This window comes from Streptomyces pimonensis, from assembly GCF_041380215.1.
GTDB lineage: Bacteria > Actinomycetota > Actinomycetes > Streptomycetales > Streptomycetaceae > Streptomyces > Streptomyces pimonensis.
The window spans coordinates 13,642-37,026 of record NZ_JAHWZY010000033.1 but is presented as its reverse complement, the minus strand read 5'-3'; the positions used below and the strand labels follow the sequence as shown (position 1 = coordinate 37,026).

19 protein-coding genes, 2 tRNA genes and 2 pseudogenes are annotated in these 23,385 nt (G+C 72.1%); 5 read left to right on the top strand and 18 right to left on the bottom strand.

Annotated features, from left to right (window positions below; translation table 11 throughout):
• Window positions 1-253: 253 nt before the first annotated feature.
• Both KYY02_RS26355 and KYY02_RS26350 read left to right on the top strand, forming a co-directional pair.
• Window positions 254-550 (top strand): annotated as a pseudogene (locus KYY02_RS26355) (cytochrome b/b6 domain-containing protein); the annotation flags it as partial.
• Window positions 551-552: 2 nt separating this feature from the next.
• Window positions 553-1,098 (top strand): annotated as a pseudogene (locus tag KYY02_RS26350) (ferredoxin); the annotation flags it as partial.
• Between the two features lie 85 nt (window positions 1,099-1,183).
• On the opposite strand, the gene KYY02_RS26345 reads toward KYY02_RS26350, so the two are convergent.
• The 9 genes from KYY02_RS26345 to KYY02_RS26305 all read right to left on the bottom strand — a co-directional run bounded on the left by KYY02_RS26345 (window position 1,184) and on the right by KYY02_RS26305 (window position 6,006).
• Window positions 1,184-1,256, bottom strand: a tRNA-Ala gene (locus KYY02_RS26345).
• Between the two features lie 144 nt (window positions 1,257-1,400).
• Window positions 1,401-1,634: a hypothetical protein gene (locus KYY02_RS26340; RefSeq protein WP_019523121.1), complete on the bottom strand. Its 234-nt coding sequence runs from the start codon at window positions 1,632-1,634 to the stop codon at window positions 1,401-1,403.
• Window positions 1,635-1,637: 3 nt separating this feature from the next.
• Entirely contained in the window at window positions 1,638-1,811 is a 174-nt protein-coding gene (locus KYY02_RS26335) for a hypothetical protein (protein ID WP_371242105.1), read from the bottom strand.
• A gap of 200 nt (window positions 1,812-2,011) precedes the next feature.
• Window positions 2,012-2,084 (bottom strand) — tRNA-Ala (locus KYY02_RS26330).
• Between the two features lie 132 nt (window positions 2,085-2,216).
• Window positions 2,217-2,885: a histidine phosphatase family protein gene (locus tag KYY02_RS26325; protein ID WP_371242103.1), complete on the bottom strand. Its 669-nt coding sequence runs from the start codon at window positions 2,883-2,885 to the stop codon at window positions 2,217-2,219.
• Window positions 2,882-3,325: a ribosome silencing factor gene (gene rsfS, locus KYY02_RS26320; RefSeq protein WP_371242101.1), complete on the bottom strand. Its 444-nt coding sequence runs from the start codon at window positions 3,323-3,325 to the stop codon at window positions 2,882-2,884. Before rsfS ends, KYY02_RS26325 begins: the two co-directional genes overlap by 4 nt.
• A gap of 94 nt (window positions 3,326-3,419) precedes the next feature.
• The gene (locus KYY02_RS26315; protein WP_371242099.1) at window positions 3,420-5,126 is read right to left on the bottom strand and encodes an LCP family protein; all 1,707 of its coding nucleotides are present in this window, start codon (window positions 5,124-5,126) and stop codon (window positions 3,420-3,422) included.
• 16 nt (window positions 5,127-5,142) lie between these two features.
• The gene (gene nadD / locus KYY02_RS26310; protein WP_371242097.1) at window positions 5,143-5,781 is read right to left on the bottom strand and encodes a nicotinate-nucleotide adenylyltransferase; all 639 of its coding nucleotides are present in this window, start codon (window positions 5,779-5,781) and stop codon (window positions 5,143-5,145) included.
• A gap of 60 nt (window positions 5,782-5,841) precedes the next feature.
• A complete protein-coding gene (locus tag KYY02_RS26305; protein WP_351999504.1) occupies window positions 5,842-6,006 on the bottom strand; it encodes a hypothetical protein in 165 nt (54 codons plus the stop codon).
• 338 nt (window positions 6,007-6,344) lie between these two features.
• On the opposite strand from KYY02_RS26305, the gene KYY02_RS26300 reads away from it, so the two are divergent.
• Window positions 6,345-7,463 carry a M48 family metallopeptidase gene (locus tag KYY02_RS26300; protein ID WP_371242095.1) on the top strand — a complete coding sequence of 373 codons (1,119 nt, stop codon included), beginning with the start codon at window positions 6,345-6,347 and terminating at the stop codon, window positions 7,461-7,463.
• Between the two features lie 208 nt (window positions 7,464-7,671).
• Here the strand turns inward: KYY02_RS26300 and KYY02_RS26295 are convergent, their stop codons facing one another.
• The 5 genes from KYY02_RS26295 to proB all read right to left on the bottom strand — a co-directional run bounded on the left by KYY02_RS26295 (window position 7,672) and on the right by proB (window position 12,597).
• The gene (locus KYY02_RS26295; RefSeq protein ID WP_371242093.1) at window positions 7,672-8,745 is read right to left on the bottom strand and encodes an SCO2583 family membrane protein; all 1,074 of its coding nucleotides are present in this window, start codon (window positions 8,743-8,745) and stop codon (window positions 7,672-7,674) included.
• A gap of 87 nt (window positions 8,746-8,832) precedes the next feature.
• Window positions 8,833-9,375, bottom strand: a complete 543-nt coding sequence (locus KYY02_RS26290; protein WP_442538166.1) for an SCO2584 family spore wall biosynthesis protein — start codon at window positions 9,373-9,375, stop codon at window positions 8,833-8,835.
• A gap of 95 nt (window positions 9,376-9,470) precedes the next feature.
• A complete protein-coding gene (locus KYY02_RS26285) occupies window positions 9,471-10,757 on the bottom strand; it encodes a glutamate-5-semialdehyde dehydrogenase (RefSeq protein WP_371242089.1) in 1,287 nt (428 codons plus the stop codon).
• 63 nt (window positions 10,758-10,820) lie between these two features.
• Window positions 10,821-11,285 (bottom strand): DUF8830 family protein, encoded by a 465-nt coding sequence (locus KYY02_RS26280; protein WP_371242087.1) that lies wholly within the window; start codon window positions 11,283-11,285, stop codon window positions 10,821-10,823.
• A 133-nt stretch (window positions 11,286-11,418) separates the two neighbouring features.
• The gene (gene proB / locus KYY02_RS26275; protein WP_371242085.1) at window positions 11,419-12,597 is read right to left on the bottom strand and encodes a glutamate 5-kinase; all 1,179 of its coding nucleotides are present in this window, start codon (window positions 12,595-12,597) and stop codon (window positions 11,419-11,421) included.
• 194 nt (window positions 12,598-12,791) lie between these two features.
• On the opposite strand from proB, the gene KYY02_RS26270 reads away from it, so the two are divergent.
• Window positions 12,792-14,225 (top strand): polysaccharide pyruvyl transferase family protein, encoded by a 1,434-nt coding sequence (locus KYY02_RS26270; protein WP_371242083.1) that lies wholly within the window; start codon window positions 12,792-12,794, stop codon window positions 14,223-14,225.
• Window positions 14,226-14,326: 101 nt separating this feature from the next.
• Window positions 14,327-16,387, top strand: coding sequence for a hypothetical protein (locus KYY02_RS26265; RefSeq protein ID WP_371242081.1), 2,061 nt, complete (start codon window positions 14,327-14,329; stop codon window positions 16,385-16,387).
• A gap of 225 nt (window positions 16,388-16,612) precedes the next feature.
• Here KYY02_RS26265 and KYY02_RS26260 read toward each other — a convergent pair whose 3' ends face one another.
• From KYY02_RS26260 to KYY02_RS26245, 4 genes are all read right to left on the bottom strand, one after another.
• Window positions 16,613-17,809, bottom strand: coding sequence for a glycosyltransferase family 2 protein (locus KYY02_RS26260; RefSeq protein WP_371242079.1), 1,197 nt, complete (start codon window positions 17,807-17,809; stop codon window positions 16,613-16,615).
• A gap of 194 nt (window positions 17,810-18,003) precedes the next feature.
• On the bottom strand, window positions 18,004-20,079 hold the full coding sequence (locus tag KYY02_RS26255; protein WP_371242172.1) for a hypothetical protein: 2,076 nt from the start codon (window positions 20,077-20,079) through the stop codon (window positions 18,004-18,006).
• Window positions 20,080-20,260: 181 nt separating this feature from the next.
• Window positions 20,261-21,757: a D-ribitol-5-phosphate cytidylyltransferase gene (locus tag KYY02_RS26250; protein ID WP_371242077.1), complete on the bottom strand. Its 1,497-nt coding sequence runs from the start codon at window positions 21,755-21,757 to the stop codon at window positions 20,261-20,263.
• A 225-nt stretch (window positions 21,758-21,982) separates the two neighbouring features.
• Window positions 21,983-23,197 carry a hypothetical protein gene (locus KYY02_RS26245; RefSeq protein ID WP_371242075.1) on the bottom strand — a complete coding sequence of 405 codons (1,215 nt, stop codon included), beginning with the start codon at window positions 23,195-23,197 and terminating at the stop codon, window positions 21,983-21,985.
• Between the last annotated feature and the right edge of the window lie 188 nt (window positions 23,198-23,385).

The following is a 23,385-nucleotide window of genomic DNA, read 5'->3' as shown; positions in this document are numbered from 1 at the left end:
CGAATGCTACTTCGCGTAACGACCGCTGAGGGACGGTGCGGCGACCTCATTGCCTTTCGATGACAGCGCAACAACTCAAACCTCGTACTCATCGCTACGACGAGCCCCAGAGTTCGGCGGCGGGACCGCTTTACCGAACCTTCGGAGTCGCCCCCATGAACCCTCACCCGGACAGCAGCCCGTCCCCCGCTCGGGGCCGGTCGGCTGCGGCTCCGTCGTACCCGCTCCGCGTCGTGACGTCGGGAGCCGGATCGTGGGACCGCACGACAGCACCGCGGACGACTGGTTCGTCGGGTTCCTCGACTTCGGCGCGGACGTCCTGTCGCTCGTCTGCCTCAGCTGCTCGGTGATCCGGGGGCTCGTCGCCCAGGACCGGATCCTGCTGGGCCCCCGCCAGCGGATCCTGACGCGGGCGGCGCACCGGACCACCGCGGTCGCCTCGATCGCCTTCCTGCTGGTGCACGCAGGCATCGAGCCGGCCCTGGACCACACCACGTGGATCGCCGCGACCGTCCCCTTCGGACTGGCCCTCACGGACGACGAGGCCGTCCCGCCGCCCGCGGCCTCGAGGACATCCTCCGGGGCGGCGGTCCCACCGCCCTGGAGGCGGTCAGGCGGGTCGCCGGGAACGTGAAACGGCGCGAGGCGTGTTCACACCCGGACGGCTCCGCGATGTTCCTGGAGTCGACCGTCAGGGCGTCCACCGACGACCTCGCCGCGCACGTCCTCGTCAACGGCTGCGGACGGTCCGTGGCGGGCGTCCTGCCGCTCCTCGAGGGCGGGGCCCCCACGGGCATCCCGGGCGGCGGGGAGGGGAACGGACCCAGCCGCCGGAAGATCCATGTCGACTGGACTCTGTGCCGGGGCCACGGCCTGTGCGCGGACATCCTCCCGGAGGTCTTCCGGATCGGCGCGGACGGCTTCCCGACGGTGGCTCAGGCCCAGGTGCCGCGTTCGGCGGAGGCGAAGGCGCTGCGGGCGGTGCGCCGCTGCCCGGCCCTGGCCCCGCGCATCGAGGACGAGGCACCCCAGGCCAAGGCGCCGTCCCGCAATCTTCCGGTGCTCTCGCAGGGGCACGGACGGCGCGCCCTGGGCCGCTGGCACGGGTCCCGGGCCGCTGCGGCGGTCCGGGACAACCGGAGAGGGCGGGTCATCCGTCCGGATGACCCGCCCTCTACTTCTGTGGAGCTAAGGAGAATTGAACTCCTGACCTCCTGCATGCCATGCAGGCGCTCTACCAACTGAGCTATAGCCCCTTGTGGCCACGCGGCGGAGCCGCATGTTGTTCGTGTCGCCCGGTTTCCCCGGCGGCGACGCCAACTTTACACGGTCGACCCGGTCCAACACCAAATCGGTTTCGCTTCGCTCGCCTGTGCCCCGAAATGCCCCCGCGCGGAGGGCTACGCGGTCACGAACGAATAGAAGCGCTTGAGCGTGCAGTGCTCCTCCAGCAGCCGACCGTAGATCGGCTCCCCCTCGAGTTCGCGGTACGTCTCGATGGGGTCGCCTTTTATGATCAGCGCCCGCGCGCATTCCTCGCACCAGTACTGGTAGTCGGGATTGAGCGGCTCCATGTCCCGGACGATCGGCGTCCCGCTGCCGCACCAGTCGCACTTCCGCCTGTGTGCACCCATCGGTCAGCTCCAGCTGTGGCCGCAGGCCGTGCACACGCAGGAGACCCCGCCGTTGTCACCGAGCACCCGCGCGACGTGCGCGGAGCCGCGGGAAGGGCAGCCGAGGCGGGTCGAGCTCCGTCGCGTCGACACCGCTCCGAGGAGGTGGTCGACCTCCTCGAGGATGCTCGCAGGCATCACAACTCCCTCCCGTCGGGCCGCGCTCCCTTCCGGCCGTTTGATTCTGCCACGGCCGGGCCGACACGGTCAGCGACGCCGTGGTACCGGTCAGGACACGGCTCGACGCCTCGTAGAGGTGTACGCGCGCCAGGACCGTACTGTTCGCCGGCGGGCAACGAAAGATCCCGCCTCCCTGAGGGGGCGGGATCTTCGTCATGTGGAGCTAAGGAGAATTGAACTCCTGACCTCCTGCATGCCATGCAGGCGCTCTACCAACTGAGCTATAGCCCCTGGTTGCCACACGAGGTGACCTCCTGGCGTTCCGTCCCGCTCGGCGGGGCGAACAAGAAGAACTTTAGCCTGCGACCTGCCGGAAAGTGAAATCCGGGTCCCGGGGCGCCCCCGGGCCGGATCGGAGCGCTCTCAGTCGTCGTCGCCGAGCACGGGTTCGGGCAAGGTGCCGGCGTTGTGCTCGAGCAGCCGCCAGCCCCGGGCGCCCTCGCCGAGGACGGACCAGCAGCAGTTGGTGAGACCGCCCAGGCTCTCCCAGTTGTGCGGGGCGAGTCCGAGCAGCCGGCCGATGGTGGTGCGGATGGTGCCGCCGTGGCTGACCACGACGAGCGTGCCGTCCTGCGGGAGCTTCTCGACGTGCCGCAGCACCACGGGGGCGGCGCGGTCGGCGACCTCGGTCTCCAGTTCGCCACCGCCCCGGCGGACCGGCTCGCCGCGCTTCCACGCGGTGTACTCGTCGCCGTACCTGGCGATGATCTCGTCGTGCGTCAGCCCCTGCCAGACGCCCGCGTAGGTCTCCCGCAGGGCCTCGTCGTGGGTGACGTCCAGGCCGGTGAGCGCGGCGAGCTCGGCGGCGGTGGCCGCGGCCCGCTTCAGGTCGGAGGCGACGATCGCGTCGGGCTTCAGCCCCGCGAGCAGGCGGGCGGACCGGCGGGCCTGGGCGACGCCGGTCTCGGTGAGATCCACGTCCGTGGAGCCCTGGAAGCGGCGCTCCACGTTCCAGGAGGTCTGGCCGTGCCGCCACAGGATGATGCGGCGGCCCCGGCGCGCGGGCCCGCCCACCTCACCGGTGGCGCTCACCACTCACCGCCCGGCTGCGCAGCCTCCTCGGCCTCCCGGAGCTTCGCGTGCTCGGCGGCCTTGCCCCGGGTGGCCCTGGCGTCCTCGGGCAGCTCCAGCTCGGGGCAGTCCTTCCACAGCCGCTCCAGGGCGTAGAAGACGCGCTCCTCGCTGTGCTGGACGTGGACGACGATGTCGACGTAGTCGAGCAGCACCCAACGGGCCTCGCGGTCGCCCTCGCGGCGGACCGGCTTGGCGCCGAGCTCCTTGCTGAGTCGCTCCTCGATCTCGTCGACGATCGACTTGACCTGGCGGTCGTTGGGTGCGGAGGCCAGCAGAAAGGCGTCGGTGATGGACAGCACGTCACTGACGTCGTAGGCGACGATGTCGTGCGCGAGCTTGTCGGCGGCCGCCTGGGCGGCGGTGGTGACGAGCTCGAGGGAACGGTCGGTTGCGGTCACTACAAGGCTTTCGATCGGTGGACACTTGCCCTCAAGGGTCTCACGGACCGCCGGGCGCACCCCACGCGACGACGGAGGGTGCGCCCCGTGTGCGCTACGAGCCGGGGTCGTAGTCCTGGCCGAGGACGACCGAGACACGGGCGTTGGCGGAGACCTCGCCCTTGGTGACGGAGTCGGCGGACAGTCCCAGGGTCTTGGCGACCTCGGTGGCGTTCTCCTTGTCGGCGGCGTCCGCGTAGACGACCCTCGAGGCGGACTCGGCGGCGCCCGCGGCGCCCGCGTCCCGGAAGGTGAAGCCGCCGTTGAGGAGCACCACGCGGGCCTTCTCGGTGCGGCCGTCCACCCCGGTGGCGTTGCGCACGGAGACGCTGACGGCGGCGTCCGGGTCGGGGCTCTTGGCGGTGCCGCCGAGGACGTCCTCGACCACGCTGTCGCTCGCCTCCGCGGTGAGCGTGCCGTCGTCCTGCACGGGCAGCACGGTGGTCCCGTGGTCACCGCCCTTGGCGCGGTCGGAGAGCCGGGCGAGGAAGGAGCCGAGGTCCTTGTCGGTGAGCGGCGGCTCGATGATCTGCCCGAGGGTCTGGACGGTGAGCGTGGCGGCGTCCGGGTCGGAGGTCATCTTGCGCAGGACGCCGTGCAGGACCTGCCCGAACCGCTCCAGCTGGGCGTCCTGGGCCTCGCCGGAGCCGCGGTGGGTGGCGTAGGCGACGGCCATCTTGCCGCTGAGGGTCTGCCCCTTCCCCTTCCTGACCAGGGGCGCCTCGCCCTCCTTCCCGGCGCCCGGGGCGGGCACGTCGGTGTCGGTGTCGACCTCGATGTTCCCCACGAGGTCGACGAGGGTGAGCAGGAACGGGGTGTCCAGCCTCCAGGTGCCCTCGATGTCGGTGCCGAGGACGGTGTCGAGGGCGGTCCTGGTGCCCTCGGAGCCGTCGTCCTCGACCGCCTTGGCGAGCGTGGTGGTGGTGCCGTCGTCGGCCGTCAGGGCGAGGGAGTTGGGCAGCAGGACGGTGGTGCCCTGCCCGGTGGTGGCGTTGTCGACGAGCAGGGCGGTGGCGGTGCCGCCGCCGGTGGTGTCGTGCAGGTGGACGACGATCACGTCCCGCTTCTGCGCGCCCGCGGCCGTGGTGGTGCCCGTGCCGGAACCGGAGCCGGACAGGCCGGGCAGCTTCCCCGCGTACCAGAGGTAGCCGACGCCACCGGCCGCGACCAGGGCGAACACCACGACGAGGGCGATGATCCGGCTGCGGGCGCGGCGCTTGGCCTCCTCCCGGCGCTCGGTGCGGTTCTCGGTGAACTTCATCCAGTCGATGACGTCCTCGGAATCGCCGTCGGGATCCTCGACGAAGGCGAACTGCTCGGTGCGGTACTCCGGTGCGGGCCCGTCGGTGTCCTGCTCGTCGTCGGTCGGGCCGGGCTGCTGCGGGATGTGCGCGGTCTGCTCGGTGACGCGGGGCTGCTGCCCGGTGGGCGCGGTCTGCCCGTAGGGGTCGTACGGGGCGCCCTGGCCGCCCTGCTGGGTGCCGTAGGAGTCGTAGGGGTCGTAGGGCGGGGCCGGGGTTTGCGGCTGCTGCGGGGCCCCGGTCCCGGTTCCGTAGGGGTCGTACGAGGGCTGCTGGTGTCCGCCCGTTTGATACGGGTCGTAACCGTAGCCCTGCTGCTGGTACCCGTCGTACTGCTGGGCCTGCTGGGCCTGCCGGTCCGCGGCCCGGCGGTAGACAGGCCGGCCGTACTCGTCGTAGCCGACGAGCTCGTACGGGGCGCCCCCGTCGGCCCCGTACCCCGCGTCGTATCGGTCGTTCACCGGTGCCCCTCTCGGCTCACTCGCCGCGGTACAGCTCGCGCTTGTCGATGTAGCGCACGACTCCGTCCGGCACCAGATACCAGACGGGTGCCCCCTTGGCGACTCTCGCACGGCAGTCCGTCGAGGAGATGGCGAGGGCGGGGACCTCGACGAGCGAGACACCGCCCTCGGGCAGGCCCGCGTCGGTCAGGTGGTGGCCGGGCCGGGTCACGCCGATGAAGTGCGCCAGGGAGAACAGCTCCTCGCTGTCGCGCCAGGTGAGGATCTGGGCGAGGGCGTCGGCGCCGGTGATGAAGAACAGATCGCTGTCCGGGTTGAGCGCACGCAGGTCGCGCAGGGTGTCCGTGGTGTAGGTGGGGCCGCCGCGGTCGATGTCGATGCGGCTCACCGAGAACTGCGGGTTCTCGGCCGTGGCGATGACCGTCATCAGATAACGGTCCTCGGCGGCGGAGACCGCGCGGTGGCTCTTCTGCCACGGCTGGCCGGTGGGGACGAAGACCACCTCGTCGAGGCGGAACTGCGCGGCGACCTCACTGGCCGCCACCAGGTGTCCGTGGTGGATCGGGTCGAAGGTGCCGCCCATCACGCCGAGACGGCGTCCGCCCTGCCGCGCCGGGCCGCTGCCGGGGCCGGTAGGCATGTCCTGCTCTCCCATGCGTGCAGACCCTACCGGCCCGGCCCGAGAACCCCGTCCGCGAGGGCGGCCGGGGGAGGTTCAGCGGTCGCGGTTGAAGCGGGTGGTGATCCACAGCAGGAGCAGCAGGACGAACAGGGCGCCGCCGCCGGTGAGGGCGGGGCTGAGGCTCTCGTGGTTGCCTCCGTGCTCCCCGCCCTCGGCGGCGAGGGTGACCAACTGGGCAGCGGTGCTGTGGATGCTCATCTTCGGCAGGACCTATCGCGTGTGGGCGGGACAAAGACGTCGGCTCATCGTAAGCGGGCGCCTTCGCACCGATCACGTCGACTCCGCCGTTGCGGACGCGGAGGCGGGCGGAAGGAACCTTCCCCGCCGCTCGATCGTCCTTCCGGCTGTAGCCACGCGACAGGAACCGCGCGGCGGGCGCGCAGCCCGCCGTCCTCACGACCAGAAGCACCCGGAGCAGGATCCCCGCACCTCCTCGGCCGTCCCGTCGTCCGTCACCGCCCGTCCACGGCGGCTCCGCCCGGGCCGGGCTTCGCCACGGGGGAGCGAAGGGTCACTCAGACGCACATGGGGGACACATGTCCGACGACCATCAGCACAACGGGCACGAGAGCGTGCCGAGCAGGCAGCGCAGGCGCTTCCCCGGGATCTCCACGCGGGCGTACGAGCACCCGGCGGACCGTTCCGCACTGGTGGCGCTGCGCAAGCTGACCGGTTTCGACACGGTGTTCAAGGCGCTGAGCGGTCTGCTGCCCGAGCGCAGTCTGCGACTGCTGTTCCTGTCCGACTCGGTGCGGGTCTCGGACCGGCAGTTCGCCCACCTCAACGACATGCTGCGGGACGCCTGCTACATCCTGGACCTGGAGAAGGTCCCGCCGATGTACGTCAAGCAGGACCCGAACCCGAACGCCATGTGCATCGGCCTGGACGAGCCGATCATCGTGGTGACGACGGGGCTGGTGGAGCTGCTCGACGAGGAGGAGATGCGCGCGGTCGTCGGACACGAGGTCGGGCACGCGCTGTCCGGGCACTCGGTGTACCGGACGGTCCTGCTGTTCCTGACGTCGCTGGCGGTCCGCGTCGCGTGGATCCCGCTCGGCAACGTCGCGATCACGGCGATCGTGACGGCGCTGCGCGAGTGGTTCCGCAAGTCGGAGCTGTCGGCGGACCGCGCGGGGCTGCTGGTCGGCCAGGACGTACGGGCCTCGATGCGCGGCCTGATGAAGATCGCGGGCGGCAACCACCTGCACGAGATGAACGTGGACGCGTTCCTGGAGCAGGCCGAGGAGTACGAGGCGGGGGGCGATCTGCGCGACTCCGTGCTGAAGATCCTCAACGTGCTGCCCCGCTCGCACCCGTTCACCACCGTGCGGGCGGCCGAGCTGAAGAAGTGGGCGGCCTCCCGTGACTTCCAGCGGATCATGGACGGCCACTATCCGCGCCGTGAGGAGGACAGGGACGCCTCGGTGCGGGACTCCTGGCGGGATTCGGCGAGCAGCTACGCGGACGAGGTGCGCAGCTCCAAGGACCCGCTGATGAAGCTGGTCAGCGACATCGCGGGCGGCGCCGGGGATCTGGGCGGCCGGGTCCGCCGCGGCTTCGGCGGGTTCACGTCCGCGGAGCCGAAGCCGGGACCGCGGGAGCCGGGTGCGGGGCCGGGCACGGAGGGCGGCGAGCCGCCACGCGACGGCGCGTAGGGCCGCCGGGGCCACGGGCCGGCGGCCGGGCGGGAACCTGCGTCTCCCGCCCGCGCCCGGGGCGGCCCCCGCGGGGTGCTCCCCGTCCCCCTGCGCGTGGCACCCCGGGCGGGCGGCGGGTGGGGAGCGCACGGACACGGGCGGCGGCACGCGGGCGGACGCGACGGGCATGGCGCCGCCCGCCGGAACGACGCGGCGCCGCCCGCGCTCACAGCTTCGGCTGCGCGCCCGGGGCGAGGGATCCGCACAGGGCCGGCGCGCCGTCCGTGGCGTACGGATCGGTGCCGGCGGGAGCGGTCTCCTTGGCCGTCCGGCCCGCCAGCAGCGGGCGCAGCCGGACGGCGGAGTCCTCGGCGCAGGACAGCGGCCCGGCCTGGACGCGGGCGACGACGAGTTCCGTCCGGTGCAGGCGCAGGTCGTCGCGGTCGAAGCGGAAGTGCAGCTCGCGCCGGACGGTGAACAGGGACGCCGCGGCGTCCCGGTCTGCGCCGGCCGGGCGCAGCGCGTAGACGAACGTGTGGTCCGTGGTGACCTCGAGGGTGGCGGAGTCGGTCTCGGCGGCCTGCATGGTGCCCTGGACCCGGATCCCACGGTCCGCCAGCCGCACGCGTGCGGGGTCGAAACGGACCAGCCATCCGGTGGGTGCGTGCCGCCCGTCGGCGGCGGGCCGGCCGAAGCTCCGGTCGAACTGGTCCAGCTGGCCGGGGTCGAGCAGCACCCGCACGGGCCGGGTCTCGCCGCCGGTGAGCACGCCCGGGTCGAGGGCGGACCGCACGATGTAGTCCTTGGCGGTGAGCAGCGCCGCCATCACCTGGCCGTCGGAGAAGTGCGCGGTGCGCCGGGACGCCGGGAGCGGCACCCCCTCGGCGCCGGGCCGGAACCGCGCCGCCGGACTGCGCGCGTACAGCCGCTCGACGTCGGTGGTGCCGGGGACCTCGCCCCGCGGGGCGAGCGGGATGACGGTCGTCCGCAGCGGCTCGGCGGGTTTGTCGGCGGCGGGGCTCCGGTAGGGATGGCGCACGCCCATGTAGACGGCGGTGCCGAAGGCCACGGCGATCAGCAGGACCAGGATCAGCGCCTGCCGGGGCAGCCCGACGCGGCTGCGCGGCGGGCGGCGGCGCACGGCGGGCGCGTGGTCGGTGATGCGCTGCTCGGCGGAGTACTCCTGGAGTCGGGCAGCACGGACGAAGGACTCGTCGAAGACGACGGACCTGTACTCGTCCTCTCCACCTCCGGGGGCTCCCTCGGGCGTCCCCTCGGGTGGGTCCGAAGGCCCTCCCATATCTTCAAGGGTAGGTCCGGGGAGGTTCCGGTAAACGCCGCACCCGGGTCAAGTTCCGGCAGGTCCTCACCGGGCCGGCGGGCGGCCTCAGGGGCTGCCGCGCGGGATCACCGGGACGGCCGGCTGGGAGTAGTCGGCCGACGCGGAGGGCACCGCCGTGCCGCCCTGCTCCACGCCGGTGGTGGCGGGCGGGGCCGGGTCCTGGCGGTGGGAGGACGCTCCCCGGTAGACGGCCGAGAAGGCGAGCGCGACCATGCCGATGCCCATCACCAGGGCGAGCATCCAGGCGACGGGACGGTGCCAGCGCACCGGCCTGCCGTACGGGCCCGGGGAGCCGTAGTCGCCCTCCAGGACGTCCTCGGCGTCGTCCGGATCGTCGTAGCCGGAATCGCCCCGGTAGCCGCCGTACCGGTCGCCGCGCGTACGGGCCCGGTGGGCCTCGGCCTCGGCTCTGGCCTGCGCGGCGGCCAGGAGGCGCTCGACGGCGGTCGGCTCGTGCACTTCCGCCGCCCGTACGAAGGCCTCGTCGAAGACCACGGAGGCGAACTCTTCGTCCGACACCCCGCGGTCGTGGTCGTCGTCGGGCTCCCAGCCGTCAGGGAACGGCGTGCCCCCCACGTCCTCCGGCACGGCTCCAGAGTAGACCTGGGGGGTCATTTTGGGCAGACGGTACGGAAATTCATCCGTCCGATGAGACGGTTCCGCCGCTCCCCCGTGTGCGCGGGTCAGCGCCGTACGTGACCGTCGCCGGTGACGATGTACTTCGTGCTGGTCAGCTCGGGCAGGCCCATCGGCCCTCGGGCGTGCAGCTTCTGCGTGGAGATGCCGATCTCCGCGCCGAAGCCGAACTGACCGCCGTCGGTGAACCGGGTGGAGGCGTTCACCGCGACCGTGGTGGAGTCCACCAACCGGGTGAAGCGGCGGGCGGCCTGCTGCGAGGTGGTGACGATGGCCTCGGTGTGGCCGGAGGTCCACAGCCTGATGTGCTCGACGGCCCGGTCGAGGGAGTCGACGACGGCGGCGGCGATGTCGTGGGAGAGGTACTCGGTCTCCCAGTCCTCCGTGGTGGCCTCCACGACGGTGGCGCGGGAGTCCTTGGCGTACGCCATCACGCGTTCGTCGGCGTGCACGGTCACCCCGGCGTCGGCGAGGGCGTCCAGGGCGCGCGGCAGGAACTCGGCGGCGATGTCCTGGTGCACCAGGAGGGTCTCGGCGGCGTTGCAGACCCCGACCCGCTGGGCCTTGGAGTTGACCAGGATCTCCACCGCCGTGTCGAGGTCGGCCTGCGCGTCGACGTACACGTGGCAGTTGCCGGTGCCGGTCTCGATGACCGGGACGACGGACTCCTGGACGACCGTGTTGATCAGCGAGGCGCCGCCGCGCGGGATGAGCACGTCGACCAGACCACGGGCGCGCATCAGCTCGCGCACGCTGTCCCGGCTCTCGCCGGGCACCAGCTGGACGGCGTCGGCGGGCAGCCCGGCGCCGTGCACGGCGTCGCGCAGGACGCCCACCAGGGCGGTGTTCGACCGGTAGGCGGAGGACGAGCCGCGCAGCAGGACCGCGTTGCCGGACTTCAGGCAGAGGGCGGCGGCGTCGACCGTCACGTTCGGGCGGCCCTCGTAGATGATCCCGACGACGCCGAGCGGCACCCGGACCTGACTCAGGTCGATGCCGTTGGGCAGCGTGGAGCCGCGGACGACCTCGCCGACCGGGTCGGGCAGCGCGGCCACGTCCCGCACGTCGGCGGCGATCGCGCGCACCCGCTCGGGGGTGAGGGTGAGCCGGTCGATCATGCCCTCGCCGGTGCCGGCCTCGCGGGCCCTGGCCACGTCCTGGGCGTTGGCCTCGACGATTTCACTCGTACGGACCTCCAGCGCGTCCGCGATGGCGAGCAGCGCGTCGTCCTTGGCGGCCCGCGGCAGCGGCGCGAGGGTGGCGGCGGCGCCCTTGGCGCGGTAGGCGGCCTGGCCGACCGGGGACATCGAGTCGTACGGCGAGAGCGTGGTCATGGAAAAAGGGTAGTGCGGGCGGCGGGTCCGGTCGTCGGTCGTCCCGGCCTCCGAGACACGGGCTCAGAACGGGTGGACGCCGGCGGGCGTCGCCAGCACCGGCCCGTACCCCGCCGCGACGCGCTGGTGGTAGGTGGCCCGGTCGATGACCTCCAGGCCGACGATCTCCCAGGGCGGCAGGCCGGCGGTCCGGCGGTGTTCGCCCCACAGGCGCAGCGCCACGGCGGCCGCGTCGTGCAGGTCGCGGGCCTCCTCCCAGTAGCGGATCTCCGCGTGGTCCCCGGCGTAGCGGCTGGTCAGCAGGAACGGATGGTCGTGGGCGAGCTGCTCCAGCGCCCGCCGGACCTCCGTGGCGGGGGCCGGTTCACCGGAGACGCTGAGGGTGACGTGCCACAGGCGGGGCAGGTCCCGGGGGCCGCCGCCCTGGAACCGGTCACCGGCCCCGACTCTGCTCAGGGCGCGCTCGTCGCCGGCCGCACGGGAGCCGGCACCGCGGGACGGTGTCGTCCCCGGGCGCACTCGTCTCACGACGGCCTCCTTCACGCGCGGACCCACCCGGTGGTCGGGCGGATGTGTCCTCGCAACAAAGTTGAGCAGGCCGTCGGCGATCGCGGGGCACTTTTGCGGAACGTCCACCACCGAGGGCGGACGTTTCGGCGCATTACGGATGCAGGACCACCAGGTCGTCCCTGTGTACGACCTCGCGTTCGTACCCCGGTCCGAGTTCCCGGGCGAGTTCACGGGTCGAGCGGCCGATCAGGAGGGGGATCTCCTTGGCGTCGAAGTTGACCAGTCCCCGGGCCACCGCCCGCCCCTCGCCGTCCCGCAGCTCCACCGGGTCGCCCGCGCTGAACTCGCCCTCGACGCCCGCGATCCCGGCGGGCAGCAGCGACTTGCGGCCCTGGACGACGGCGCGGACCGCGCCGTCGTCCAGGGTGATCGCGCCCTGCGGGGCGGAGGCGTGCTGGAGCCACAGCAGCCGGTCGGCGGAGCGGCGTCCGGTGGGGTGGAAGTAGGTGCCGGTGTCGCCGCCGGTGAGGGCGTCGGCGGCGTGCACCGCGCTGGTCAGCACCACCTGGATGCCGGCGGCGGCGGCGATCGAGGCGGCCTCGACCTTGGTGACCATGCCGCCGGTGCCGACGCCCGCCTTGCCTGCACTGCCGATCTCGACGTGGGCGAGGTCCGCGGGGCCCCTGACCTCGGCGATCCGTGAGGTGCCGGGGCGGGCCGGGTCGCCGTCGTAGACGCCGTCCACGTCGGAGAGCAGGACCAGCAGGTCGGCGTGGACCAGGTGGGCGACCAGGGCGGCGAGCCGGTCGTTGTCCCCGAAGCGGATCTCGTCGGTGGCGACGGTGTCGTTCTCGTTGACGATCGGGAACGCGCCCATCGCCAGCAGTTCGTCCAGGGTGCGGGAGGCGTTGCGGTGGTGGGCGCGGCGGCTCATGTCGTCGCTGGTCAGCAGCACCTGGCCGACCCGGACGCCGTAGCGCGCGAAGGAGGCGGTGTAGCGGGCGACCAGCAGTCCCTGGCCGACGCTGGCGGCGGCCTGCTGCCGGGCCAGGTCCCTGGGGCGGCGGCGCAGACCCAGCGGGGCGAGCCCGGCGGCGATGGCGCCGGACGAGACGAGGACGATCTCCCGCTCTCCTCCGCCCGACCGTCCGCCGCCGCCCTCGACCGGGGCCCCGCGGGACGCCCCCTCGTTCCGCACCTTCGCCAGCACGTCGACGAGCGCGTCCACCCGATCCGCGTCCAGACCGCCCGCCGCGGTGGTCAGCGACGAGGAGCCGACCTTCACGACGATCCTGCGCGCCTCGCCCACGGCCTGCCTTGCCCCTGCCACCCTGCCGCCCGTCCCTCACGTCGATCGATCGCCCACCAGGCAATCTACGCGAAGCGGATCGGACGGCGCCCGGCCGTTCCAGCCTCCGGAACGGGCCGGTGCGAGTAACCGTGCGGTCACGGATCTCTCACAAGAGGAAGGTTGCGTCGGTCACCTATGGAAATCAAAGATTATGCAAACGTATTTTGAACTCCGTGCCACACAACGTTCCCCCCGCGAAGCGCGTCCTCCTCAGATCCGGCAAGAGCCCCTACGCCGTCATGTCCGTGGAGGAGGCCCTCCACCGCGACGTCATCGCCACCAACGCCGGCAACCTGATCTTCAGTGACGCCGCACACAAGATCCTCGAAACCCCGCGCACCGAGGTGGTCTCGAACGAGATGCGCACCGAGGCGGCCGAGGCGGCGCGGATCAACGAGGAGTACGACGCCTTCGTCGTCCCGCTCGCCAACGCCTTCCGCCCGTCCTTCGAGCCGGGCCTGAAGCGGCTGACGCGGCTGATCGGCCGGCTGAGGATCCCCGTGGTCGTCCTCGGGGTCGGCGCGCAGACCGGACTGAGCTACAACCCGGACCGGCTGAAGCCGATGGAACCGAGCGTGCGCGCGTTCGTCTCCGCGGTGCTCGACCACAGCGCCTCGATCGGCGTGCGGGGCGAGTTCACCGAGAAGTACCTCAAGGACATGGGGTTCAGCGACGTCGAGGTGATCGGCTGCCCGTCGATGTTCATGTACGGCAAGGAACTCGTCGTACGGAAGCGGGCGCAGGAGCTGACCGCCGACTCGCGCATAGCGATCAACGGCTCGCACAGCGCCGTGCGCAAGCTGGGCATGGGGCGGATCATCTCGCGCACCCACGCGCGCTACCCGAACCTGCGGTTCATAGGCCAGAACCTCAGCGACGCCAAGCAGCTGCACTGGCGGGACCTGTCCGACCCGAACGGTAAGGTCACCGCGATGCCGACGCACCCGGACCACCCGATGTACCGGGAGGGCAAGGCCCGCGTCTACGTCGACCCGGTCACCTGGATCGACGACCTGCGGGACTTCGACTACTCCTTCGGCTCACGCATCCACGGCAACATCGCCGCGCTGCTGGCCGGCACGCCCGCGACCGTGCTGTGCGCGGACTCGCGGACGCTGGAGCTGTGCCGCTACTTCGAGATCCCGCACCGCCGGATCGACAAGCTGCCCGAGGACGTCGACCCGGCGCGGCTGTACGAGGAGACGGACCTCAGCGCGCTGACGGGCAACCACCACGAGCGGTTCGAGCGGTTCACGGCGTTCCTGGACCGCAACGGTCTGGAGAACACGTTCTCGCACGGCGACGGCGGCGCGGCCTTCGAGAAGAAGCTGCGCTCGCTGGACTTCCCTGCGGGGGTGCGCCCCTGGATCGACACCGACCTCGCCTCCCTCGCCTCCCGTATGGGCTGGCTGAACAACCGGGTGGGCGAACTGACCGAGGAGAACACCCGGCTGCGACGGGAGCTGACCCGGGCGAAGGCCGGTGCGCGCAGGTCCACGGCCGTGCCGGCGCCCGCGTCGGTGTACCGCCGTGCTCGCCGCGTGGTGGGCGCTCCCCTGCGCCGGGCACTGCAGGGGGGCCGGAACCGGGGTTCCGGAGGGTCGTAGTACCCCGGTCACTCCTTGCGGCGAGGACACCTGCGTGTCGTCCGGAGGTCGGTGCGCGTTAACCCGGGCACCCGTTCTGCGTCGACCCTGGAGTGACCGCAGTGCCCGAGCCCTCGTCCCCCCGGCGGCGGACCGCCGCCCAGTTGCTCACCCTCGCCGTTCTGGCGGCCGCCTTCGCCGCGCAGGCCGTCGCCGCGCTGCGCCCCCACGTGCCGCTGCTGCTCGTCTCGACCGCCGTGTCCCTGGCGGTCGAGGGCGTGCTGTACCGGTGGCTGCCCGGCATGGTGGCGCTGTTCACCACGTCGCACGCGGACATCACCGTCCGCCACGTGCTGCGCGACCTGCTGCTGGTGGTGGGCCTGCTCCGGCTCGGCGAGCAGCACCGGGAGACGCAGTACGCCCCGCTGGTCGCCGGGCTGCTCGCCTTCTACGCGCTGCACTGCACGGTCCAGGCGGTGTCCGTGCTGGTCCGCCGCACCCGCACGCTGCCGGTGCTGACCCGCAACATCGACGCCTCGGCGCTGCGCCTGTCCCCCGCCCCGGCCGCGCTGCTGCGCCGCCCCGGCCACCGGCTGCTGACGTTCGGCCTGCCCGCCACGGCCGGGCTGACGGCGACGGCGGTCACCGACGACGCCCGGCACGCGGCGGCCGGTGTCGCGCTGGCGCTGCTGCTCACGTCCGCGGGCCTGTGCGCGCTGCTGCTGCGGCTGCTGCCGGGCCGGCGTCCGGCGGGCGAGCAGGAGGTGCTCGACTGGTTCGAGGCGTGGCTGGCCGAGTACCGGCCGACGGTCGGCCTGTACTTCTCCGGCGGTCCGTCCTCCGCCTACCAGGCCAACATGTGGCTGGAGCCGCTGGCCGGGCTCGGCGGACGGCCGGTGATCGTGCTGCGGGAGCGGTTCATGGTGTCGAGGATCGCGGCGACCGACATCCCGGTCGTGTGCCTGCCGAAGGTGTCCACGCTGATGCGGCTGGAACAGTCCACGCTCCAGGTGCTCATCCACCCGTCGAACTCCGGCAAGACCTCTCAGGTGCTGCGGATCCCCACGATCAAGCACGCCTTCGTCAACCACGGCGAGAGCGACAAGCTGTCGTCCTGCAACCCGTACGCGAAGGCGTACGACCAGGTGTGGGTGGCCGGTCCGGCGGCGCGTGAGCGGTACGCGCTGGCCGGGGTGGGGGTGGAGGACAAGGACGTGGTGGAGATCGGCCGCCCGCAGCTGGACGCCGTGCGCCCGTACGCGGGACCGCCCGCAGGCGCCTGCGTGACCGTGCTGTACGCGCCGACTTGGGAGGGCTGGGACGGCAACCCGGGCAACACGTCGGTGGTCGCGGCCGGTGAGAACCTGGTGCGGGCGCTGCTCGCCGACCCGGGGGTGCGGCTGCTGTACAGGCCGCATCCGCTGACCGGCTCGGTGGACCCCCGGGCGGGTGCCGCCGACCGGCGCGTGCGGGAGCTGATCCGGGCGGCGAACCGGGAGCGGTCCGGGGCGCGTCCCGCGCCGTCGGGGGAGCTGGCCCAGCGCACCGCGGAGCTGGACCGGTTCACCACGACCGCCTTCCGGGCGGGCTCCGACCAGGTCGAGCGGATGCTGGTGCAGTCCGCGCCGGAACCGGGCCGGGCGCAGGCGGTGGCACGGGCGACGGCGGCCTGGGAGGAGGCGTACTGGGCGTCGCTGCCGGAGTGGGAGCACCAGGTCGTCACGGGCGCCCGGCCCGAGCTGTACGCCTGCTTCAACGTCACCGACCTGCTGATCAGTGATGTGTCGAGCGTGATCAGCGACTTCCTGGCCAGCGGGAAGCCGTACGCGGTGGCGAACACCGGCGGGCTGCCCGAGGAGGCGTTCCGCGCGGCGTTCCCGACGGTGGCGGCGGCGAAGGTGCTGACGCCGGACGCGGCCGGGGTGCCGGCCCTGCTGGAGTCGGTCCGCGACCCGGAGAAGGACGAACTGGCGCGGGCACGAGCGGAGTTGAAGCTCCGCCTGCTCGGCCCGGCCGACCCGCCGTCCCGGCGGCGCTTCGCCGCGGCCGTCCAGGCCCTGTGCACGGCGTCCCAGGCCCACCGGACCCGCACCACCCGGCGTCTCGCCGCGGAGCTCCCCGTCCAGCGCCGGGAGACCGCCACGACGCACGGTACGAACCCGGCGGCCACTCGCCTCGTCTAGGGCGTCGTTCGGATCAGGCCGGCTCCGGCGGGCGGTGTCGTGCGACCGGACCGGGCGAGGCCCGGTGCCGTGCGACCGCGAGGCGGAGGAGGGCGCCGGGGCGGAGAGCCCTGGCGGCCGACGGCGACGCGGCGGTGGGGCCCCTCCCGCGTGAGCGAAGCCGAGCGCAGGGGGAGCGGTGCCGGGCCCCCGCGGCCCCGACGAGGTCCGAACGGCGCCCCTGGCTCAGGTCGCCGCGGGGGTCAGCAGGCGGCGAGCGGTGCGGGCGGTGCGGCGCAGCAGGGAGTCCGCGCCACCCGCGCGGTATCCGGGGACCGCGCGGGCCTCGCGCGGGGAGGCCAGGTACACGGAGTCGGGGATGTCCGCCGCACGGTCGCGGAAGTGCGGGTAGGCGAGGTAGACGCGGCGGCCCCGCCGCTCCAGCAGGGCCTGCGGCTGCTTCTCCTCCTGGACGAACCGCAGGACGTCCGTGAGGAGTTCCAGCCGCTGCCCGGCCACCAGGTGCAGCCGCAGCCGCTCCTCGACCTTCAGCCGCCGGGCGACGCCCTCGGTCCAGTGGACGTCCGTCAGCGGCCGCACCAGCTCCAGTTTGCGCCGCCGGACGTCGTCGGTGTCCTTGAGGAACCGGGGGCCGAACTGGGGCAGCAGGGTGACGGTGAAGGGCCGCACCATGAGCAGGTCGCGGCGGGGGCCCTCGGGGACGAGACCGGCGATCAGGTTCATCAGGGCGCGGGCGGAGTCGAACCGCAGCGTGTAGCCGCCGCTCCTGGTGACGTGCTTGCCGTCGTCACGGCCCACCAGGTAGTAGCAGGTGTGGTCGGCGATCACGGAGACGCCGTCGGCCCGCAGATAGGCCTCCATGGTGAACAGCGCGTCCTCGCCGGTGAACAGGGACTCGTCGAACCGCATGCCGTGCCGCTCGAGTAACGAGCGGCGGAACAGCTTCTGCGCGCTGAGCGTGAACTTGATGTTGGAGGAGTAGACGTCGGTGCGCTCCAGCGTCCTGCCCCACATGGACTTCGGCGCGCCCCGGTTGACGCCCTCGATCCGGCCCAGCACGACGTCGGTGCCGGCCCGGTCGGCCATGCCGACCATCCGCGCGAGAGCCTCGGGGCCCAGCCGGTCGTCGGCGTCCAGGAAGAAGACGTAGCGCCCGGTGGCCTTGTCCAGGCCCACGTTGCGCGGGCCGCTGGGGCCGCCCGAGTTCTCCTGCCTCAGCACGGTGACCGGCATCGGCGCACGGGCCGCGAACTCCTCCAGGCACTCCCCCGTGCCGTCGGTCGAGCCGTCGTCGACCGCGACGACCTCGACGCGCTCCGGGGTGATGGTCTGCGCCTCCACGGAGGCGAGGCACTCGGTCAGGTACGGCATCGCCTCGTACGCCCCTATGACCACGGTGACATCAGGCTGCGCCATGGTCACTTTCCCCTTCGTCGCGGGGCGTTCACCCCGTGTCGCCTCATTCTTCGTCCGTAAGACGACAGTTCGAAGCGAGGGGTTGCGCCGGACGCCGGTTCCGGTGGTTCACGTCACAGGGCCGTCGGGCACGCGAAGGAGCCCGGCCCCCGAAGGATCGACTCCTCGGGGGCCGAGTCCCGCCGAACCCGCCGGGCCGGTCAGCCCGCGTCGACGCCGTCCGTCTCACCGGCCGCTGACGTCCGCGGCACGGGCACCACGTCAGCCAGCTCCACGTCGGGGCCGCCGGTGGTGATCCGGGTCTGCTGGCCGAGGTTGCGCGTCTCGGCCTTCAGCGCGAGCTGGGCTACCGCCGTGTTGAACTGGTCGATGGACTTCGGCTCGTCCGGGCCGAGCAGGTAGCGCTTGAGCTCTCCCCGGTCCCCGGCCAGCGGATCGGCGGCCGGGTCGCGGACCGCGTCGAGCAGCCCGCCGAGCTCCTCCGCGTCGTTGGACAGGATCACCGCGGCACGCACCGCCGTGTTCTGCCGCTTGAACTCCTCCACACCCAGCTCGGCGGAGTCCGTGACGGCGTACGGCTTGCCGCTGGCGATGAAGTCGGAGACCACGCTGGAGATGTCGGAGACCATCGCATCGGAGACGTTGAAGCAGTCGTACAGGCGCGGCTCGGCGCCCGTGATGACGCGGTGCTCCCAATCGGGGAAGGAGCGCCAGTACGCGGTGTTCCACTCGGCGCGCAGCCGGGCGGTCTCCTCGTGCCGGGCCACGTCGACCACCCCGTCGCGGGAGGCCTCGGCCTCGTCGCCCTTGCCGGCGCCGCCGGACAGCTCGGCCAGCCGGGCCTCGATGCGCGCCAGCTCGGCCCGGGCCTCGGTCCGGGCGGCGGTGTCGGCGGTGAAGCGCGGGTCGGCGGCGCGCGCGGCGGCGGCCTTCTCGATCAGCGCGGTGATCCGCTGGTGGGCGGCCTTCGCCTTCGGGCTGCGGGTGCCGGTGAAGGGGTGCGGCTTGTACAGGACGCGCACCGCCGGGTCGGCCTGGACCAGCCTTCTCACGATGCTCTCGCCGGCCAGCAGGATCGAGGTGTTGCCCGGGTTGTCGTCCCAGCCCTCCCAGGTGGGGGCGTACAGGACGGTCGGCATGCGGTCGCCGGGGACGCCCCGCCAGGTCTGGATCGGGGCCAGCTGCGGACGGCCGACCTCGACGATGTCCTCGTCGCGGACACCGACGTCGGCGATGGCGTAGCGGTCGCGGCCCGCGCGGCCGGCCGTCCACACCTCGTCGTAGACCTTGCTGAACGGGTTGACGCTGGCGAGCTTGTCGCTGTCGCCGTGACCGATGAAGACGTGCTTCATGGTGGGCACGCGCAGCATGTGGATGTTCTTGCCGACGTTCGCCGCGTACAGCGCGACCCGCACCGTGGACAGGTCCATGTTCATCAGGTGCACCCCTCCGGGCACGCAGATGACAGGGACCGTGGTGGGCACCAGGTTCTGCAGGATGACCCGCTCGCGCAGGATGACCAGCGGACGGGTGTCCAGCTGCTCCATGGTCTCCAGCCACATGTTGACCTGGTAGGCGGAGTCCTTGGAGCCGGAGAAGTACAGCACGGTCTCCGGGCGGTACTCGCGCAGCCAGCCGTCGACCGCGTCCAGCACCTTCTCCGGGCTCGGCGGGGTCTTCCGGCCGCGCACGTAGGGCAGCAGGGCGAGGACGTACAGGGCGCCCGCGGCCACCGTGACGCCGATGCCGGCGTAGCCGATGACCGCCGACTCCAGGAAGGCGCCGACGAGTACGCCGACGACCGCCGCGAGGTCGAGGTGGAGCATCTTCTCCGCGGGCCGGTTCAGCAGCGCGCGCGGCGGCGCGTCCGGGATGCGGATACGGGAGGCCAGGTCGACGTTGCGGGTGGCGACCGGCAGCCGGCGGCGGTTGCGGATCAGCGTGGTGAGCGCGCCGTGCGGGGCCTGAAGTCCGTAGAAGGCGATGAAGCAGGCGATCGCCCCGTAGTAGATCAGGTCGTCCGCGAGGGACAGGCGGGCCAGCAGCAGGATCAGCAGCAGCTGTCGGATCAGGAAGCGGATCGACAGGCCGGCCCGCACCTTGCTGAGGCGGCTGACCAGGTAGCTGCCCTTGCGGTGCAGATAGTGGTCCGCCAGGTACGTCACGGCGGCCACCGCCGCGAAGGCGGGGATGCTCGGGACCAGCGCGGCCAGCATGAGGCAGGGGAAGCCCAGCACCATGAGGGCCGCTGCGGCCAGTTCGGCCGCACTGCCCACCCGGGCGACGCGAATAGCGGTGGATATCACGAATGACCTGCTCTTGGAGGGGAGTGCCGGTTCTGTGCCTGTGCGCGATTCAGGAGGTACGGATTCAGGCCCCCGCGAGCTCCCGTCGACTAACCACGTGAACAGGAGGCCGCGGAGGCCTGAATTACGGAAGACTATTTAGCGGCAATTATTACACGCCGTCCTGACGGTCCAGCACCGCGGCCAGCGCCTGCTCGAATTCGGTGGCCTGCGCCGCGCCCGCCGTCGGGTCCTGCTGCCGTACGTCGATGACATGGCCGGTGAGCTCGGACAACAGCACGTCCAGCGAGGTCCGGGCCACCGCCTCGGAGGACAGCAGGCTGCCCGTCGGCTCCTGCCCGAAGGCCTTGGTGCGCATCGGCGTGGCGGTGCGCTCCGGGTTGATGCAGTTCACCCGGACGCCGTCGCCGGCCCACTCGTCGGACAGGGCCTGGGTGAGGTTCACCATCGCGGCCTTGGTCGAGGAGTACAGGCTGTACTCGGCGCGCCCGCGGGTGTAGCTGCTGGAGGTGTACAGCAGCAGCTGCCCCTTGGTCTCGGCGAGGTACTTGTAGGCAGAGCGGGCGATCTGCACCGGGGCCAGGTAGTTGACCTTCAGCGCCTCCTCGATGGTGGCGTTGTCGGTCTCGGCGAGCTTGCCGATACGCAGCACGCCCGCGGTGTTGACGACGTAGTCGATGCGGCCGGTCTCGCCGTACGCCTTGGACAGCGCGTCGTCGACCTCCTCCGGGTTCTCCACGTGGGTGCCGGTGGTGGAGCGGCCCAGCGCGTAGACGGTGGCGCCGTAGGACTCGGCGAGCTCGGCGATGTCCTTGCCGATGCCGTACGAACCGCCGAAGACCACCATGGTCCTCCCGGTGAGCAGCTGCCGGTAGGCCTCCTCGGAGACCTGCTCGGGGGCGGCGGTGGAGGCGAGCTGGAAGAGCTTGTCGGCGATGAAGACGTCGACCGGCTGAGTGACCTTCATGTTGTACTCGTCGCCCGCCACGACGTGGATCGGCACGTCCGGCAGGTACTTGAGTACGACCGAGCAGTCGTCCGTGGCCTGGAAGTTGGGGTCGCCGGCGGCGACCTCGTAGGCGCGGCGGATGGTGGACAGCTTGAAGGCCTGCGGGGTCTGGCCGCGGCGCAGCCGGGAGCGGTCCGGGATCTCCGTGATGAACTCGCCGTCCTCGCCGTGCGTGCGCGTGACGATGATGGTGTCGGCGGACGGGATGGCCACGTCCACGGCCTGGTAGCGCTCCAGCGCGGTCACGCAGTCGTCGATGACGCGCTGCGACAGCAGGGGGCGCACGGCGTCGTGGAAGAGGACGTTGCGGTCCTCGCCCTCGGCCAGGCCCTCGCCGAGCGCGGCGATGGCCCGCTCGGTGGTCTCGTTCCGGGTCGAGCCGCCCTCGATGACCCTGGCGACCTTCGCGAACCCGGCCTTGGCCACGATCTTCTCGATGTCGGGCACGTACCCCGGCGCCATCAGCACGATGATGTCGTCGATCGAGTCGGCCTTCTCGAAGGTGGCCAGGGTGTGCTCGATGACTGCCTTGCCGGCGATCTTCAGCAGCTGCTTGGGGATCGACAGACCCACCCGCTGACCGGTGCCGCCGGCCAGGATCACTGCGGTGGTACGGGGCTTGGCTATGTGCTGGGACACAGGTGACCTACCTTGGGGCGACAGGGAACTTCGAAATGGTCCCACTTGTGGTTACCGCAGTGCAAGGTGAGCGACCTCCGCCGCATATGTGCACGACACCTGCCATTCACCTAGGACTCCGGGCGCCCGGCGAGGGTTCCCGGGACGCCCCGTGAATTCTTGTGAGTAACTCCACAGGAGTTATGCCGTTGCTGTGCGTGACAGGCGTGACACCACCCGGTCGGCTCAGCGCAGGCGCAGCCGCTTCAGACAGCGGTGACCGAGGACTCTCACGAGTTCCTTCGACGGTGTCCGGTGAACGGTACGTCCTTTGTCGGCGCCGTTCGTCGCCGCGACCGTGGTGAGCATCCCGAACAGGGCCTGCGCGGCCACCTCGGGAGCGAGCCGCGGCTCGTCCGCCGGCCCTCCAAACGCCGGTGTGCGGGACAGCGACGCCAGGTCGCCGAGGACCCGCACGCCCATGGAGCCGATCCGCGCGGCCGCCTCGGCGCCGATACCGGCAGCGGCCTCCAGGGCCCATTGGGGGGTACGGATCCCCACGTCCTGCGGGGTGGGGCTGCACGCGTTCTTCATGTGCGCGATCGCGCCGTGGCGCACCAGCTTCGAGTACAGCTCTTCCGGGAGCCCATTGCCGCGGAATTCCTTGTTGAGGTTCCGCAGCATCTCGGTCTCGGCGAGGGTGAGGGAACGGTTCGCGGTCTCCGGGACCGGACGCAGCAGTCCTTCGGGCAGTCCCAGCAGCCCTTCGAAGGTGCGCATCAGCGCGTCCCGGTCGCGGTCGTCGACCACGACGACGGTCACCCGGTCGGGGCCGGTCGCCCCGGCCCACCGTTCGACCAGCCGGTCGTGCCGGTGCCGACGCCAGAAGCTGGGGGTGGGCCGGTCGTACGGGGGCCGGCGGAGCATGTGCTCCAGCCACGGCTCGTAGCCCAGCCGCAGCCCGTTCTGCACGTACTGCTGCCACTGCGAGGGCATGATCCGCGCCAGGGGCCGCAGGGTGACCAGGACGTGCACCCTCCCCCACTCTCGGCTGCGCTCGAGCGGGGGGACCCCCATGCCGCCGAGCTGCTCGACGATCCGGGCGATCGTCGCCCCGTCCTCGGCGTCCGCGAAGAACTCGCTGCTGATCACGGAGGTGCGCCGCCCGGTAGCCCGCACCCGGTCCAGCAGCCGCTGCCAGTGCCGCTCGGTGGGAACGGTGTCCCCCATCATCGCGGGCCGGGCGCAGGCGGCGAGGACGGCCTCGATCGGGTGCCGACTGTGCGCCGGGAAGTCGACGCCGTGCCGCGCCATCTCCCCCTTCGCGGCGAACAGCGCACCCTGGACGGCGGTGGTGCCGGTCTTGTGCGGACCGATGTGCAGCAGGCGGGTGCCGGCGGGCAGTGGGGGGATCGCTGCGCCGGTGGCCGGGAGTTCTTCTCTCGTGGGGTCGGTGTCCATGCCGAGGCACGGTGGGACGGCTCGCTGAGGATGCCGTGAGAGGAGCCTGGGACCCGCCTGAGTGCCGTCCCCTCCCCGCACGTCACCGCGGGCGATCGTGCCTCCCCGGTGTCTTGGGGACCTGGGAGGCGCCCCCGGGGGCGGCGCGGGTGGGCGCTGGGGGCGCCCCCTTCGGGAAGGCACCCCGC

What these genes read in the sequence shown, in the direction of transcription:
- KYY02_RS26245 (WP_371242075.1), bottom strand. Translation starts at nt 23,197, where the DNA reads ATGGACACCGACCCCACGAGAGAAGAACTCCCGGCCACCGGCGCAGCG.
- KYY02_RS26305 (WP_351999504.1), bottom strand. Translation starts at nt 6,006, where the DNA reads ATGAGCATCCACAGCACCGCTGCCCAGTTGGTCACCCTCGCCGCCGAG.
- KYY02_RS26285 (WP_371242089.1), bottom strand. Translation starts at nt 10,757, where the DNA reads ATGACCACGCTCTCGCCGTACGACTCGATGTCCCCGGTCGGCCAGGCC.
- KYY02_RS26300 (WP_371242095.1), top strand. Translation starts at nt 6,345, where the DNA reads ATGTCCGACGACCATCAGCACAACGGGCACGAGAGCGTGCCGAGCAGG.
- KYY02_RS26295 (WP_371242093.1), bottom strand. Translation starts at nt 8,745, where the DNA reads ATGGGAGGGCCTTCGGACCCACCCGAGGGGACGCCCGAGGGAGCCCCC.
- KYY02_RS26335 (WP_371242105.1), bottom strand. Translation starts at nt 1,811, where the DNA reads ATGCCTGCGAGCATCCTCGAGGAGGTCGACCACCTCCTCGGAGCGGTG.
- nadD (WP_371242097.1), bottom strand. Translation starts at nt 5,781, where the DNA reads ATGGGAGAGCAGGACATGCCTACCGGCCCCGGCAGCGGCCCGGCGCGG.
- KYY02_RS26340 (WP_019523121.1), bottom strand. Translation starts at nt 1,634, where the DNA reads ATGGGTGCACACAGGCGGAAGTGCGACTGGTGCGGCAGCGGGACGCCG.